12 protein-coding genes are annotated in these 16,545 nt (G+C 38.3%); 7 read left to right on the forward strand and 5 right to left on the reverse strand.

All coding sequences use genetic code 11. The annotated features are described in order from the left end of the window. The 5 genes from WAA15_RS07855 to WAA15_RS07875 all read right to left on the reverse strand — a co-directional run. Nucleotides 1–5,580, reverse strand: a 5,580-nt coding sequence (locus WAA15_RS07855) for a beta strand repeat-containing protein (RefSeq protein WP_337042172.1), incomplete at its 3' end; no start/stop codon positions are given. 34 nt (nucleotides 5,581–5,614) lie between these two features. Continuing rightward, nucleotides 5,615–5,977: a LytR/AlgR family response regulator transcription factor gene (locus WAA15_RS07860; RefSeq protein WP_337042173.1), complete on the reverse strand. Its 363-nt coding sequence runs from the start codon at nucleotides 5,975–5,977 to the stop codon at nucleotides 5,615–5,617. 45 nt (nucleotides 5,978–6,022) lie between these two features. Then, nucleotides 6,023–6,550, reverse strand: coding sequence for a nuclear transport factor 2 family protein (locus WAA15_RS07865; RefSeq protein WP_337042174.1), 528 nt, complete (start codon nucleotides 6,548–6,550; stop codon nucleotides 6,023–6,025). 200 nt (nucleotides 6,551–6,750) lie between these two features. Beyond that, on the reverse strand, nucleotides 6,751–8,661 hold the full coding sequence (locus WAA15_RS07870; protein WP_337042175.1) for a helix-turn-helix domain-containing protein: 1,911 nt from the start codon (nucleotides 8,659–8,661) through the stop codon (nucleotides 6,751–6,753). A 168-nt stretch (nucleotides 8,662–8,829) separates the two neighbouring features. Further along, nucleotides 8,830–10,344, reverse strand: a complete 1,515-nt coding sequence (locus WAA15_RS07875; RefSeq protein ID WP_337042176.1) for a DUF6734 family protein — start codon at nucleotides 10,342–10,344, stop codon at nucleotides 8,830–8,832. Nucleotides 10,345–10,393: 49 nt separating this feature from the next. On the opposite strand from WAA15_RS07875, the gene WAA15_RS07880 reads away from it, so the two are divergent. From WAA15_RS07880 to WAA15_RS07910, 7 genes are all read left to right on the forward strand, one after another. Next, entirely contained in the window at nucleotides 10,394–11,620 is a 1,227-nt protein-coding gene (locus WAA15_RS07880; protein WP_337042177.1) for a PQQ-dependent sugar dehydrogenase, read from the forward strand. After that, the gene (locus WAA15_RS07885; RefSeq protein ID WP_337042178.1) at nucleotides 11,598–12,020 is read left to right on the forward strand and encodes a PqqD family protein; all 423 of its coding nucleotides are present in this window, start codon (nucleotides 11,598–11,600) and stop codon (nucleotides 12,018–12,020) included. Before WAA15_RS07880 ends, WAA15_RS07885 begins: the two co-directional genes overlap by 23 nt. A 6-nt stretch (nucleotides 12,021–12,026) precedes the next feature. Further along, complete coding sequence (locus WAA15_RS07890; protein WP_337042179.1) at nucleotides 12,027–13,013, forward strand: hypothetical protein; 987 nt, start codon at nucleotides 12,027–12,029, stop codon at nucleotides 13,011–13,013. Continuing rightward, nucleotides 13,003–13,674 carry a glycosyltransferase family 2 protein gene (locus tag WAA15_RS07895; protein WP_337042180.1) on the forward strand — a complete coding sequence of 224 codons (672 nt, stop codon included), beginning with the start codon at nucleotides 13,003–13,005 and terminating at the stop codon, nucleotides 13,672–13,674. Before WAA15_RS07890 ends, WAA15_RS07895 begins: the two co-directional genes overlap by 11 nt. Continuing rightward, nucleotides 13,671–14,789, forward strand: a complete 1,119-nt coding sequence (locus WAA15_RS07900) for a nucleotidyltransferase family protein (RefSeq protein ID WP_337042181.1) — start codon at nucleotides 13,671–13,673, stop codon at nucleotides 14,787–14,789. The genes WAA15_RS07895 and WAA15_RS07900 overlap by 4 nt, the downstream gene beginning before the upstream one ends. Before the next feature lie 3 nt (nucleotides 14,790–14,792). Continuing rightward, entirely contained in the window at nucleotides 14,793–15,593 is an 801-nt protein-coding gene (locus tag WAA15_RS07905) for a lipid II flippase family protein (RefSeq protein ID WP_337042182.1), read from the forward strand. Between the two features lie 410 nt (nucleotides 15,594–16,003). Continuing rightward, nucleotides 16,004–16,477, forward strand: a complete 474-nt coding sequence (locus WAA15_RS07910; protein ID WP_337042183.1) for a hypothetical protein — start codon at nucleotides 16,004–16,006, stop codon at nucleotides 16,475–16,477. Nucleotides 16,478–16,545: the final 68 nt, after the last annotated feature.

Here is a 16,545-nt window from a genome sequence, read left to right on the forward strand (position 1 = left end):
ATACGTCCCCACACTCGAAAGCGTCAGGCTTGTTCCAGTAGAACTGTTCGACCACAAGACTGTGCCTGTCGCACAACTAGCAGTCAAGGTTAAGGTACTAGGCGAACATACCACCAGATTTGCAGGTGGGGTAACTGTCGGTGCCGTTGGTTTGGCCTTGATTTCTAAATTACTCGTCGAACTCGCATCGGATTCACATCCATTTGACACACATTTGGCAGATATCGCATAAGTTCCCACACTTGAAAGCGTCAGGCTTGTTCCAGTAGAACTGTTCGACCACAAGACTGTACCCGTGGCACAACTGGCCGTCAAGGTTAAGGTACTAGGCGAACATACTACTAAGGTTGTTGGTGCTGTTACAGTTGGTGCAGCAGGCAGCTGGCTCTGTGTTTCGTAGGCTCCTAAGTCGATGGTAGAAGTTCCTACACCAGTCACATCAAAACGTGCATTTCCTCGTATATCTGTATCAGGTGTGTTACCGCCGCTTGCACCCACATCTATACCAGGCGAACATGGTTTCAGGGTAAAATCTCCGTTAGCCGCATCTGTAAAGAGCGGGTCAGTGTAAATATTGCCTCCATTATCGTTAGCAACCATTGCATCATTATCTCTCCCAATACCGCTGATTCCTCCCTCCAGTATAGTGTTAGAAAGATTATAAATCGAGGTAAAATTATAAAGCTGATTTCCGCTACGGTTGGCTGAATTTCCCCAGATAATGCAGTTGCTTAAGATTGCGTTAACGTTTCCGAAGTTGGTGGCAATATTAATAGCTCCACCGGAGCCAAGTGCATAATTTTTACTGAATGTACAATTGGTTAGCGTAACCGTCATGTTTCCTGCACAATACATTGCTCCTCCATCTGAAAAATCATTATTAAGTATTGACTTATTATCATTAAAAACACAATTAGTAAAAGTAGGAGTACTGGTACCATTGTTATTACAAAAATTTGCAACCGCACCACCAGATCGTGCTATATTATACCGGAATATACAATTCCGGAAAACCGGATTACAGACACCATTTCTACCGTCATTGTTAACAGCACCACCATTTGAGGTAATAATTGTACCTCCATCAGCATAACCACCTGATATAATAAACCCATCAAGAATTGCCGTATTTATAATTGTATTACCGTTTCTGATAACATTATAACTATTACCTGCAATATTATTCTGTGCATCATTCTGGTCAATATCGCCACTCAGAATAGTAGCATTTGTAGCAACATTACGGTCTGATAAACGACTTTCATTACCAGAAAAACCGCCATAAATAGCGACATCATTTTTCATGGTAAATGTAGCATCTCTATCAGTTGTGCTGGTTGTAGGGTAATAGGTGCCTTTAGCTACCCAGAGGGTATCGTTGGTTGTAGCTGCGGCAATAGCTGTTTGCAAGTCATTGTAGGCTGTTGCCCAGCTAAGACCATCACCACTGCTACTATTACTTTTGTTTACATAAATGCGGTGGGGTCTTTGTATTTCCAGACCTGTAATGCTTGTACTGGCCAAACTCGCACAGCCATCTACTGTACAGGTAGCAGAAATAGTATAGGTACCTGTTGCCGACAGTGTGATACTGGTACCTGAACCGCCGTTCGACCAGTTTACGGTTCCGCTGCAACTGCTGGCAGTTAAGGTAAGTGTAGCCGGTGTTATTACTTTTTTTGTGGCTGGGGCATTTACTGTGGGGGCTGCTGGCAGCTGGTTCTGCGTTTCGTAGGCGCCTAAATCGATGGTAGTAGTGCCTACACCTGTTACATCAAAACGTGGATTACCCAGAATATCTGTATCAGGCGTATTACCGCCACTTACACCCACATCTATGCCGGGCGAACATGGTTTCAGGGTAAAATCTCCGTTAGCCGCATCTGTAAAGAGCGGGTCAGTATAAATATTGCCTCCATTGTCATTATTTTCCATATTATTACCCAAAAACGAAATACCGCTGATTCCTCCTTCCAGTATAGTGTTAGAAAGATTATAAATTGAGGCATAATTGTAAATCTGATTTCCGCTAAGGCTGGCTGAATTACCCCAGATAATACAGTTAACAAGAGTTATTTTAGGTGAACCAGAATTAGTACCTGAAGCTATGGCCCCTCCCTTCCCAAGTGCATTATTTTTACTAAAAGTACAATTAGTTAGCGTAGCCGTGGCGCCATCCTGACAAAACATTGCTCCCCCGTTTGAAAGAGCTCCATTAAACATTGCTTTGTTTTCATAAAAAACGCAATTAGTAAAAGTTGGACTAGCACTACCATTGTTAGCGTAATTTCCAACAGCACCTCCACGACTGGCTGCATTATACCGGAATATACAATTCCGGAAAACCGGATTACAGATACCGTCATTACCGTCATTATAAACAGCACCGCCATGTGTAGACCCATAGCCCCCTGATATGATAAACCCATCAAGCACTGCGGTGTTAGTAGTTGTGTTTCCGTTTATGATAACATTATAACTATTGCCTGTAAAATTATTCTCACCATCATTCTGATCAATATCGCCACTCAGTATAGTAGCATTTGTAGCAATACTACGGTCTGATAAACGACTTTCATTACCAGAAAAACCGCCATAAATGGCTACGTCATTCTTCATGGTAAATGAAGCTCCCCTGTCAGTTGCATTAGTAGTAGGGTAATAGGTACCTTTAGCTACCCAGAGGGTATCGTTGGTTGTAGCTGCGATAAGAGCTGTTTGCAAGTCATTGTAGGCTGTTGCCCAGCTAAGACCATCACCACTGCTACTATTACTTTTGTTTACATAAATGCGGTGGGGTCTTTGTATTTCCAGACCTGTAATGCTTGTACTGGCCAAACTCGCACAGCCATCTACTGTACAGGTAGCAGAAATAGTATAGGTACCTGTTGCCGACAGTGTGATACTGGTACCTGAACCGCCGTTCGACCAGTTTACGGTTCCGCTGCAACTGCTGGCAGTTAAGGTAAGTGTAGCCGGTGTTATTACTTTTTTTGTGGCTGGGGCATTTACTGTGGGGGCTGCAGGTAGCTGGCTCTGTGTTTCGTAGGCTCCTAAATCGATGGTAGTAGTGCCTACACCTGTTACATCAACACGTGCATTTCCTCGTATATCTGTACTTGGCGTGTTACCGCCGCTTGCACCCACATCAATGCCAGGCGAACATGGTTTCAGTGTAAAATCTCCGTTTGCCGCATCTGTAAAGAATGGGTCAGTATAAATATTGCCTCCATTGTCATTATTTTCCACATTATTACCATAAATCGAAATACCGCTGATTCCTCCTTCCAGTATAGTGCTAGAAAGATTATAAATTGAGGCAGCATTGTAAAGCTGATTGCCACTGCTGGCTGAATTTCCCCAGATAATACAGTTGCTTAAGATTGCGTTAACTCTTCCGGAGTTGGAGGTAATAAAAATAGCTCCGCCACTGCCAAGTGCATAATTTTTACTGAATGTACAATTGCTTAGCGTAACCGTCATGTTTCCTACACAATACAATGCTCCACCGTCTGATAAAGTACTATTAAGTATTGACTTATTCTCATTAAAAACACAGTTAGTAAAAGTAGGAGTACAGGTATTAGTGTTATCACCAAAAATTGCAACCGCACCACCACATTGTGCTATATTATACCGGAATATACAATTCCGGAAAACCGGATTACAGGTCCCCCCTCTACCGTCATTATTAACAGCACCACCATTTGATAATACAATTCCTCCTCCATTTGAATAGCCCCCTGATATGATAAACCCATCAAGCACTGCGGTGTTAGTAGTTGTGTTACCATTTCTGATAACATTATAACTATTGCCTGTAAAATTATTCTCACCATCATTCTGATCAATATCGCCACTCAGTATAGTAGCATTTGTAGCAATACTACGGTCTGATAAACGACTTTCATTACCAGAAAAACCGCCATAAATGGCTACGTCATTCTTCATGGTAAATGAAGCTCCCCTGTCAGTTGCATTAGTAGTAGGGTAATAGGTACCTTTAGCTACCCAGAGGGTATCGTTGGTTCTAGCTGCGATAAGAGCTGTTTGCAAATCGTTATAGGCTGTTGCCCAGCTAAGGCCATCACCACTGCTACTATTACTTTTGTTGACATAAATGCGGTGGGACCTTTGTATTTCCAGACCTGTCACACTTGTACTTGCTGCACTTGTGCAACCATCCACTGTACAGGTAGCAGAAATAGTATAGGCACCTGTTGCCGACAGTGTGATACTGGTACCTGAACCGCCGTTCGACCAGTTTACGGTTCCGCTGCAACTGCTGGCAGTTAAGGTAAGTGTAGCCGGTGTTATTACTTTTTTTGTGGCTGGGGCATTTACTGTGGGGGCTGCAGGTAGCTGGCTCTGTGTTTCGTAGGCTCCTAAATCGATGGTAGTAGTGCCTACACCTGTTACATCAACACGTGCATTTCCTCGTATATCTGTACTTGGCGTGTTACCGCCACTTGCACCCACATCTATGCCAGGCGAACATGGTTTCAGGGTAAAATCTCCGTTAGCCGCATCGGTAAAGAGCGGGTCAGTATAAATATTGCCTCCATTATCATTAGCAACTACTGCATTACCATATTTGCCAATACTGCTGATTCCTCCCTCCAGTATAGTGTTAGAAAGATTATAAGTCGAGATAAAGCTATAAAGCTGGCTCCCGAGACGATCTGCTGAATTTCCCCAGATAATGCAGTTGCTTAAGATTGCGTTAACGCTTCCGAAGTTGGCGGAAATATTAATAGCCCCACCGGAGCCGAGTGCATAATTTTTACTGAATGTACAATTGGTTAGCGTAACCGTAATGTTTCCTACACAATACAATGCTCCTGCGTCTGATGAAGTACTGTTAAGAATTGCCTTATTATCATTAAAAACACAATTAGTAAAAGTAGGAGTACAGGTATTACTGTTATCACCAAAAATTGCAACCGCACCACCACATTGTGCTATATTATATCGGAATATACAATTCCGGAAAACTGGATTACAGGCCCCCCCTCTACCGTCATTATTAACAGCACCACCATTTGATAATGTTATTCCTCCTCCATTTGCATAGCCCCCTGCTATAATAAACCCATCGAGCACTGCGGTGTTAGTAGTTGTATTACCGTTTCTGATAACATTATAACTATTACCTGTAATATTATTCTGTGCATCATTCTGGTCAATATCGCCACTCAGAATAGTAGCGTTTGTAGTAACATTACGGTCTGATAAGCTACTTTCATTACCAGAAAAACCGCCATAAATGGCTACGTCATTCTTCATCGTAAATGAGGCTCCCCTATCGGTTGTGCTGGTAGTGGGGTAATAGGTACCTTTAGCTACCCAGATAGTATTGCCGGCAGTAGCAGCCGTAATAGCCGTTTGCAAGTCATTGTAGGCTGTTGACCAACTGAGGCCGTTATATGTGCCACTTGTATTGGCCTTATTTACATAGATAACACCAGCAATAGTGCTATTGCCTGATTTATACTTGTGGTTTTTAGTTGGTTTGGCTGGTGTACAAAAAGCTAAAAAAGAGAAAAGTACAAAGACAAATAAAGTACTTGTTTTTTTCATTGAAGTTAATTTTTGGGTATTAATACTTTTTGGGTTATTTATTATCTGCGATTAAGGCTTTTATAAGCAAAGGTTTTCTGCGTCTGGATACCTGAAACTCCTGATTATTTTGTTTGAGCCTCACTAATCCGATTTTCTTGGCACTAATGCTGAAGTTGTCAAGATAACTCAGGTTAATTAGCACCGACCGATTGAGTCTGAAAAAATTGAACCCATTCAGGCGTTTTTCGAGTACACCCAGCGTAATTGAACTCAAAAAATAGCTACCATCATACAGAAACACATGCGTATAGTTAACCTCTGCCTTTAGCATTAGAATTGTTTCGGGACAGACGTTTTTCGGAATGCCTAGCGAAATCCGTGTTTTTTTCTCAATAGTTTTTATTTTAGTAGGCATGTATAAGGTAAATTATAATATATAAGATTCTTGATTAATGTTTGGTCAATAGCTTGTGACTGACGGGCTTATAAGCAGTGGCTGATGGAAACTGTAACATCGGTCAATAAGATTTTTTTTGTTAAAATGTGAACAGTAGTTGAGTGTCATGGTACTACTGTTGCCATCAAGAAAACTAAATTCAGACCTGAACATAGAAAAAACATGCACTCCTTGAAGCCCTGATAATTGTAATGGATGATTGCTAAGAATAGGTATATGATTGAAGCGGCTTAGTTGCCACGAATTAAGTTTCATGCGTTGGGGGTATGTTTTCCAATATGCCAATACTGCTTGTTTACCTACCAGTGGACGCGTGCTATCGGGCAGATAATACTGTATGTCGTCGGCTAGCAGTTCGGTCCAAGCATCCCAGTTAAAATCTGCCTGATAACTGAAAGCTTTCTCGGCCAGAACCGCATAGTTAGGCGTAGCAATAGTGTATGCATCTGGTGTTAAAGCAGGGGGTTGCTCTTTGTTAGAGCAAGTAATAAGTAAGTAGCAGATTGTTAGGGTCAGGGATTTCAAAAGCATATTTTTCATCGTATATTTCTTGAAAAATGATGCTTCAAAATTATGTAGAGAGTAGGCTAAAAGCCTTTGATGATATGACCAAAAGTTTAGACAATATGACCAAAGATTTAGACAATAAGACCAAAGTTTCAGAAATAACCCAAAACAGGATGATTTTATCATGAAAACTTGGTTATATGAGTCTATGCTCAGAAAATCAGTCAGACAGGAATTTTGAAATCTAAAAGACCGAATTTTTCGAGTAGCTGGTCGAAACGTTTATCTCCGTGTAGAATTTTAAAAAGAGGCGAAACCTTGAAATATTCGGGGAGCCTTCCCTGAGCCGCCGCTAGTTGCAAATACCGGAAGCATTGTTCTTTATCTTTAAGCCCAGCATATACAACAGCTAAAAGATTATAGTTTTCTAGGGTTGGTGGCAGCGATGCCAGATAAGCTTTTACTTTTGCCGTCTGCCCAAGGCGTCCCTGACAAAAGGCGATGTAGGTTTCTACTAAGCGCGTATGGGGGCTTAACTCACTGGCCCTCTGAAAATCTTTGAGGGCTTCCTCGTAGTTATTAAGGTTAAGTTGGTAAAAGGCTCTTACATAGTAATACATATAGTAGTTACTAAACAAAGCCTGCCCTTCCTTAATACTTTCTTCGGCTTCTTTAAATTTGCCGGCATAAGAACAATTACCAATGTGGCCGAACAGAATTGTCGGGTACAAGGGGTCTAGACTTAGTGCTTTTGTACTATATTCAATGGCTTTGTCCAATTCTCCTATCGAACGCAAACTAATGCTATACCAATAAATAATCTGGGCATCGTTGGGGCTATATTTAAGGGCAATCTGATAGGTAGTTATGGCTTGCTCCCACTTGCTTTGCTGGCGATACCCATTGGCAAGTGCGGCATAGGCTAACCCGTTTTCGGCATCTAACTGTAAGGCTGCAAGCGCATTCTGCTCTGATAACCGAATACTTTGCTCCATATTAATAAAAGAAGAATTGCCAAGTATGTGATACGCCGAGGCTTTATAAGCAAAGGCATCGGCAAAATTTGGGTCTAAAGCTATGGCACGGTCAAATCGTTCAATGGCGGCCTCCAGTTTATCTTTGGTGCGCAGTAGCATTAATTGCTTCCCTTTCAGGTATTCCTGATAAGCCTCAAGATTCTTTGTAGGCATTACGTTAGTTCCTGTGGCACTAGTTCCTCTTAACCTCTTATGTACTTCTTCTCTTACCTCGTTGGTTATTTTATTAATAAAATCAATGGTATTATCTGTTTTACCTTCATATTGCTTAGCCCAAATGGTTTGGTCTTCAGATGCTTTTACTAATTCAAGGCTTATCCTGACCCCATTTTCTATTTTTTTTACAGTACCATCAAGTATATACTCAACATGCAGTTCATCTGCAATTTGAGACGTTGACTTGGTAGTATTTTTAAATAATTCTGATGAGTTTTTTGAAATAACTTTTAGGCTTTCGTAGGATGTCAGAGCTAGTCGAACTTGTTCTGTAAGCCCATCGGCCATCGTCAAGGTTTCAGTACTATCTTCACTTGCAATCGGCAAAATAGCTATCGATTTAGCATTCATTTGCCCGATATTAGTAAAAGGCATACTTTTTATACTCAATAAAAGCCCTATAACAAGCACACCGAGCCCAATCCCTATTGCTCCATACATATATTTTCTTCCAGATAGCACCGGTATGGCTTTCGGCATATTTGGTGCTGGATTTTCAGGTAATTCAATTGGCTCAATAAGAGCCGGAAGGGTATCTTCTGTAATGGTTTCTCTGTTCTTCCGGTAGTCGCTTGGAGAAACACCAAATTCTTCAGTAAAGTATTTACTAAAAGTCTGCTGGCTATCAAACCCTGTCAACGAAGTAATTTCTACAATTCGGAGGCTAGTGTCTTCGAGCAATTGTTTACCTTTGGAAAGCCTTTTAAGCCTGATAAAACGAGAGGGGGACAAATTGGTTTGCTCTTTAATAAGCCGAAACAGTTGCGAGCGGCTTATTCCTAATTCAAGGCAGATATCTTCAATCGTATATCCTGATTTATCTATATTCTGCTCTATCAGAAGATTGAGCTTTGCAAATATATTTTTTTCGTTTCCCTGCATTTAATGATTAACTACCGAACATCCAAAAATAAAAAAGATTTACGGAAGAATCAAGTCGAGGTATAGTGAATGAGTATCATTTTTTTGTTCTTTCTCCAATTACCAAGAACAATTTATTTCAAAAAAATTTATTAAAAGGTACTCGTCCTGAAAACTTTATAATTCGGCTTAAAGGCTATTATATTTAATTAAATCAAGGCCGATTAGTTCTTTTAGCATTTCGTAAATTTTCGCCCCATTTTTTTGTGGATTCTGAGCAGGATATTTCAGATTCCATGCAGTAACCAATTCTTGAAAACTGGTCTCACCCTGAAACATCTCCAACATTTCACATTCAGCTTCTGATAACAAAAATTCCTGAAAACACTCTTTCTGTGAATCTATAATCAGAGTATACCAGTAATATTCGGAGGCATATACTAAATCGTTAAACCAGTTGAATTTACTCTTTAATACTAGTGCTTTATTGAAACTAAACGTAAGTTGGCTTAATTGCTCATAACTTTTTAAACAGAAATCCAAGTGAGAGTCCATGCGTAAAAATATGGCATTTGAATCAGTTTTTTGCAATAGGTTTTTTACTATTTCAAGCCTTTGTTTTTCAAAGCCTACGCAATCTGTCAGTTTTTCTGTTTCAGTATGGTTTTCAAAATTTCTGAGGGTATTGTTTTCTATATTAACTCCAAAAATAGTTTGTGTTCGGATAAACGGATACGCCAAAACATCTTCAGGTTTATCAAAAATCCATTTTATGTGTGGAAGCCTCTTTTCATTTTCCGGATTAAGCATATTTCGGAGTTCTTGCTGTGTATGCTTATGTTGCTGGTATAGTTTATTTATTTTTTCTAGTTGTTCAGGCCAAAAACGATGCAGCCAGTACTCCATCATATTACATAAGTGAAGTTTATACTTGCTTGAACCTAATAAATGAATAAAACCAGGCGTTTGGGAAACAGCCGAAATCTTGTTAAAATCAATTACATCAATAAAGTTGCTTCTGAATACTGGTTTCCTTAGAAACTTAATTTTAACCTGACGATAATTTACCAGATACAAGAAAATAAGCTGTTCGATAAAATAAGGAACAAAACTATATATTTCAGGATTTTTAGCCAGAATATCCTTATTTTTATCAAGAAAGACAATAACCTCTTCATAAAACTCCCTGAAAATACTCAAGTGGTTTCCGCCAACAATACCCACATTAGCAGCCATTCCGGCTTTTGCGTTAGTCTGTTTTAAAAATTCAGGAATATAAGCCCCATCTTTTTCAAGGCTGAGTAAGATGGTTTTATACATAGGCTCATCGACTTCTATACATTGCGCAAAAGCCTCTGCTTTCAGGAAATCATCTGAGGGTTTTTCAAACCAGAAAACATCGCCGTCCACATGGGCGTAGGGTTCTTGCTGCGTGGCATAAGTGAAAATCTTCGTTAATGCCCACGACTGCTTCATTAAATCTTCCTGATTATCTAATTCTCTAGAAACCTTATCATAGGCTAAGCCCAAATCTTCTACAAGCATTTTTGCACCTGCCGAATTACAGTAAAGATGTAGCTCATCAAAGTTTTTTCTTAATAAACAATAACTTAACGACCAGCTTATGTATTCAAAACGCTTGTTTATCCAGCCACCTGCATTGATTGATTTTTTACTAATCCAAAAACTTTGAACTGCATTCATTCTTTAATTTTATTATCTATTGTTTAAATTGTTGCCTTATATTTGTGAAATGCAACGGTTGTTTGACCAAAAGAAGTATTTTATTATAGCAAGTGCCTGTTTTTTTCTGCTGATTTTTATTTTTCACATAAACGGAAATGAAATTCTGGCAGCATATAGGCTCAAAATTATATATAAATTCTATAAAGTTTTAAATAAATTAGAAAGCAGCAATGAGTTTAAATATTCGGCAACTGAGTTTGTTCAGGATTCAAGTATTTCCAAGCCTGTAATGGCCAAAGAAAGTGTGTATTTTCCTGACCAACTACTGGTAGCTGAAAAAAACGGAATAATAAAAAAAATAGACCCTGTACATCATACCCACGAGATTGTTTTAGACATTTCAAGGAAAAACTCCGAAGAACAATTGATTGAATTTTATGGGTTTGAGTTTCATCCGAAAGACTCTGTTCTGGCTATAGCATATACTTCGTTTAATAAAAGAAAAAAACAGACACAAAACATTGAGTTAATTCCTTTTAACGGCAAAAAACTCAAGTATACTTTTAGAAAAAAAGTTTATCAGATTCCTTATTCAAACGCACATTTTGGCGGTGCACTTTTATTTGATTCCCTAGGGCATCTTTTCATTTCTACTGCTGACTATACTTATGGCGATGGTGAAAATTATTGCCAAAGCCTTGAAAACCTATACGGAAAAGTATTAAGAATAAAAATTGATGCTTTAACGGTGACTATTCCAGAAGACAATCCGTTTTATAACCTTAAAAATGCTTGCAGGGAAATCTGGGCATACGGTTTTAGGAACCCTTTCAGAATGACATTTACTGAAAACAGTCAAAGAATTATACTTGGCGATGTAGGCCATAACAAGATTGAAGAGATAAATATAGTAGAGGCAGGAAAGAACTATGGTTGGAGTATTAAGGAAGGAACAAGTTTTTTTAAAGAATTGTCCATAAACAAAAAATTTATTAACGCTGTTTATGAGTATAAACATGGAACTGACGGCTTCTCTGTAACAGGAGGAATTGTATACAAGGGAGATAAATTCCCTGAGTTAAAAAACAAGTACATTTTTGGTGATTATATTCTGGGCAATATATGGGCATTAAACCTTGCAGAAAAAAAACCAAAACCTAGCCTATTACTTACAAATGCTTGTGGTGTTACTTCGTTTTATGAAACAAAAAATGGTGATATAATCTGGACCGACTTAGTAAAAAGTAAAATTTATAAATTAATAAACCTGAATGAAAGCCTACCAATTAGATAAAACCAATATTGCACAGGAAGTTTTCGGCAATGAAGCCGTATTAATTAATATCCCTTTAGGAAAATATTATAGTGTCAGAGGAACAACAGGTATCAGAGTGCTGGAATTGCTACAAGAACCTACCAATTTGGAAAACATCTGGACTGGTATTCAAAACGAATTCCAAACTGACGAACCAAATGCAAAGGCAGAAATAGAAGCGTTTGTTAATCAACTAGCTGAGGAACAAATAATTACTGAGGAGCCATATACGACTTTTGCTATAAGTGAAGAAGCATCAATAAAACTACCTTACGAAAAAGTTGAACTGGAGATTTTCGACGATATGCAGGAACTCATTATGCTAGACCCCATACATGATGTAGAGTCTTTTAAAGGATGGCCACAAAAAAAGGACTAAAGCAGTATGTTTGATTTTGAGAAACAGCATTTTTTGAGTTCGGTAAACTTGTATAGCATTGGTGGACAGTTTTTCGAGGTGTTATCTTATGGTGAATTTAGCTCAGAAAAATACCTGAGAGCTTTGGCGCACTTATCATGCAAGAGCGTAAGTCAGGAAAGTGTAAAAATTCACCTTATTGAATCTAAAAGTACAGGTATTATCCCTCCAGAGGAATGGTTAAACTGGCCTGATATTGACTCTTATAGCGGCGATTTACTCAACTTTGGTAACAATCGTGCTGTATTTAATTCAACAGAACCTTCGTTTATTTTTGTTGACTATTCTTCTAAAAATATATACTACTGGGTAGACGATTTTTGCCGGTTACCTCCTAATGAAACCGCAGCCCCGTTAAGAATGGTTTTCCATTTGTGGTTTGAGCCTACTGCTTCATTCTTATGCCATGCTGCTGGCTTAGGAATCTCAGAAGAAGGCGTTTTATTAACTGGGAAAAGTGGCTCAGGGAAATCAACAAGCACTTTGTCATGCCTGAACACAAAACTCAAATATGCCGGAGATGATTTTATTCTGGTTGACCCTGAACAAAATCTTGTATATAGCCTTTATAGTGTAGCAAAACTCAACATTGAACAGTTTGATAATTTTACCCATCTGAAACCACTGATAAGCAACATTGAACAGATTCCGAGAGAAAAAGGGCATGTATATATCAACGAGTCTTTTACCGACTCTATGATAACCCAGTTCAGTATTAAGGCTATTCTTTTACCAACTATAACAGGTCTGGAAGATACCTTTATTCAGGAATGCTCAAAGCTCGATGCCATTAAAGCATTGGTTCCGTCGTCGGTCTGGATTCTAAGGTCAAATACGAAAGCTGTTGAGAAAATGAAGCTATTTATTTCAAAAACTCCCACCTTCCGACTCATGGCAGGTGTAAATCTAAACCAAATTGCCCCTATACTAACAGCGTTTATTAATGAAAATTAGCATAATTATTACCGCTTATAACGTAGAAAAATACATTAAAGAGGCTGTGGAGTCTGCGTTGAATCAAACCTATAAAAATACTGAAATTATTGTATTAAACGATGGCTCGACCGACAACACCTTGCAGGTTCTGCAATCGTTTAACAATGATATTAAACTGGTAAGCCATGAAAACATCGGCCTTGCCAGAACCATCAATAAAAGCCTGGAACTAGTAACCGGCGATTTTATTACTTTTTTAGATGGAGATGATATATTCGTAGCCAACAAGCTAGAAAAGCAGCTAAAAGAGTTTGAGACAGACCCCACCCTTGAAGCTACATTTGGACAAATGGAGCAATTTTTAAGTCCTGAATTAATGCTTTTTCCACAAAGATTCCAGTTTCAAAAAGGACAAATTGCTGGTCAAACTAAAACCACAGCACTATTTAAAAGTGATGTTTTTAAAAAATATGGTTATTTCCCAGAAGTACAAACCCTTGATTTTGTTATCTGGTTCGATTCGGCAAAGTCTCAGGGAATTACCTATAACCAAACCGACGATTTAGTGACTTACCGACGAATAAGGGAAAATTCCAATTCGCAAGACCCAACGTATTACCCCCACTTATTAAGGTTTTTAAAAGACAGAATTAACCACAAAAGAGTTATAAACTCATGAGCCATACGGGCGGACATTTTCCTGATGAAAAACAAACGCTACTGTTAAAGGCGGCATTGAGCGAACGCCTCAAAGCAATACGGTATTTTGTTGAATGGTTGGAAATTAATCAATTAGATAAACTTGACCCTTCTTCATCTGGTTTTTTATCTGATTTCATGGACAGCATCGATTCGGGTAGCCAAAGATTATTACCACTAGTTATTCATAATTTAGGAGAAAATACACACCCCTATTTTGTTTTTTTGCTAGGAACAAGAAAAAACTATTGGGTAAAAAATAAGCAAATTACTCATAAAGCATTTGGCATAATAAAAACATTAGAACAGCATGGCATACCTGCAATGCCAATGAAGGGGCTGGATTTAGCGAATCGGTTTTATGAAAACATTGCTCACCGCCCCATGAATGATGGCGATTTGCTAATACCTTACCAATACAGAGAAAAAGTAATTGAATTAACAAAAACCGGAGTATTTGGCAATAAGACCAGAGCTTTTGATTCAAAACCTAATAACTTAAATACTGCTCTCAGGCTTGATTTTGAAGGTAAACTTAACATCGATTTACATTGGAGTATTTTCCGTGAATATGCTTTTCAAGCTCATGCAAGTGATTTTATCTGGCAAAAAGCTACAAAAACAATAATAGCCGGCGTAACTAATTATCAGATGACGGCTACACACGCACTTTTTCTAAATATAGCCAGTGGCCGGAGTTTTGATAGTGTACCGCCATTCAGGTGGGTTGCCGATGCTAAAAAAATTATGGATAAATCTACCATTGACTGGTCTGAGTTACTCGAGCTATGCAAGACGTTCCCGTTCAGACCCTTTCTGAAGAAAGCATTTACCTACTTGGCCGAACAACACCAGTTTGATATTCCGCTTACATTTCAGAAAGAGTTGAAATACTTGGAAACCAACGAACTGGAAGAAAAATATTACCACGCAATATCGGTTAATAGCAGAAAATATGGGTTCGCTGGCGCATTATGGTTTATAACCAACCGAAACATTTTTTACCATAAGCTATTTATGAAAGACACTGGTATTTCGTTGACACGATTTATTTTTACATGGCACTTTACAAAAATTAAAAGCATTATTTCATAATTGATGATTATTCATTTTGTTCTGCTTCTTACGTTTTTTATTCATTTTTTCAGTACGGCCGTATTGTCTGTAAGGCTCGTTGGGATTCGTACCTCAAAAATGGCCGCCTCTTATGCAGTCTATAATGTAATTTTCTTAACTGTACGGTTTCTGACAACCTTTCAGGCCCCACTTTTAGTAAAAACAATCGAAAAATCGATTCTGAATGGTCAAGGACCCGACAACTGGTTGTTTTTTAAACTATGTCTGGTATCACTGCTTGGAAGTATCACAGGAGGGCTATTCATACCGACCCTTCAAAGGGTTATGTATAATACCGTAGAAAAAGTATATGAGCATAATTCGCTGGTGAAAGTCCTTTTTCAATCAATAAGACCTAATGCTTTGAAACAGTTCTTCAAAGCGTTCTCACTACCTAGTATTTCAAATATAAGTAGGCTAAACCGCCTACATGATATGCCAAAGAGTATTATTCTGATGAATATCATCATTGCTTCGCTAACCACCATTAGTGTTCTTTCTTGCCTTTATGCGGGCTATCTTAACCCAGACTTACGTACAACCTCCCTATCATTGAATGGCTTTATTGTGGGCTTTTCTACTATATTATTCATGATTGTTGTAGAGCCTCATTTAGGTATTACCGCCGACAAAGTTATTAATGGCCTGCATTCTAAAATTTATTTCAGAAGATACCTCATTTTTGTAGTCATTGCCCGAATAATCGGCACAGGATTAAGTTTTTTACTTTTAATTCCTCTAGCCCATTTAGTAGTTTTTCTGGCAAAGTTGATTTACGTCTAAACTATTACTGTAACTGAGGTTTCGTTTTGTAAGGCCAGAAATTATCCTATTCTATACTAATTATACGTATCAGCTATTGCTCAGAGGCAAATTATACAATTAAACAGCACTTAAAAAATAGTTTGGTTTACTGGCTTTTATTTAAGTTTTTTTACTAACTTGTCATGGCGTTTTTACTATGTTTGTAACAACTTTTGCCAATTTGCTCTTTTATAATGAAAACACTATCAGACATTATCCAAACAAAAAAACTTTCTTATGAAAGTTTAACACCAATACTTAATTTGGTTCAACCCCGAAAACACTTACGCCTGCTATTATCTTACGAGTTTAGCAATTCCGTTTTCAGTTTTACCTCTCTTAAATAAATACTCACCATTCGTTCATAACACCTTCCTTCTTATTTTGATATGATTTTCTTACAAGCAAGTTTATTCCCTACGGAATTCTTTCTAGTAATTCCTCATGTTATTCTGGCTCACATTTGTGGTGTACATTATCTTTTTTTACAGATTCAGCCCAGATATTCGTCTTACAGCCAATTAGGAAAAGTAACTAGTTGGGTAGCATTTGCCATTATTGTCTGGCTGGCGTTTTATGCTATCCCTGTCTGGATAATGATTTTCGGAGTCGTCTCAAAGGCTTCGGTTCTGGCAGCAACAGAGATTACTATTGTGCTGGTGGCTTTGTTTTTTATTGCTTTGCTGGTGGTTGAATCATACAATGTTTATAATCATCTTTTTCATAAACATTTCAAATCATTTTCATTACGGTACTTTATTGTATCAATTTTTATCAGTATCGGTGTATTTATTGTTACATTTCTGCTTTTTGGTTTACTTACCAAAAATGTAATTTTAACCGAAATAACCTATCAGAACTAAAATTGCAAAATATAAGCCCTGTATCAGACCTGAGTAATAAGGTTTTGATATAGGGCTTAACTGTATCA

Origin of the sequence: Emticicia sp. 17c, from assembly GCF_037153985.1 — a bacterium.
In the GTDB taxonomy this organism is placed as follows: domain Bacteria; phylum Bacteroidota; class Bacteroidia; order Cytophagales; family Spirosomataceae; genus Emticicia.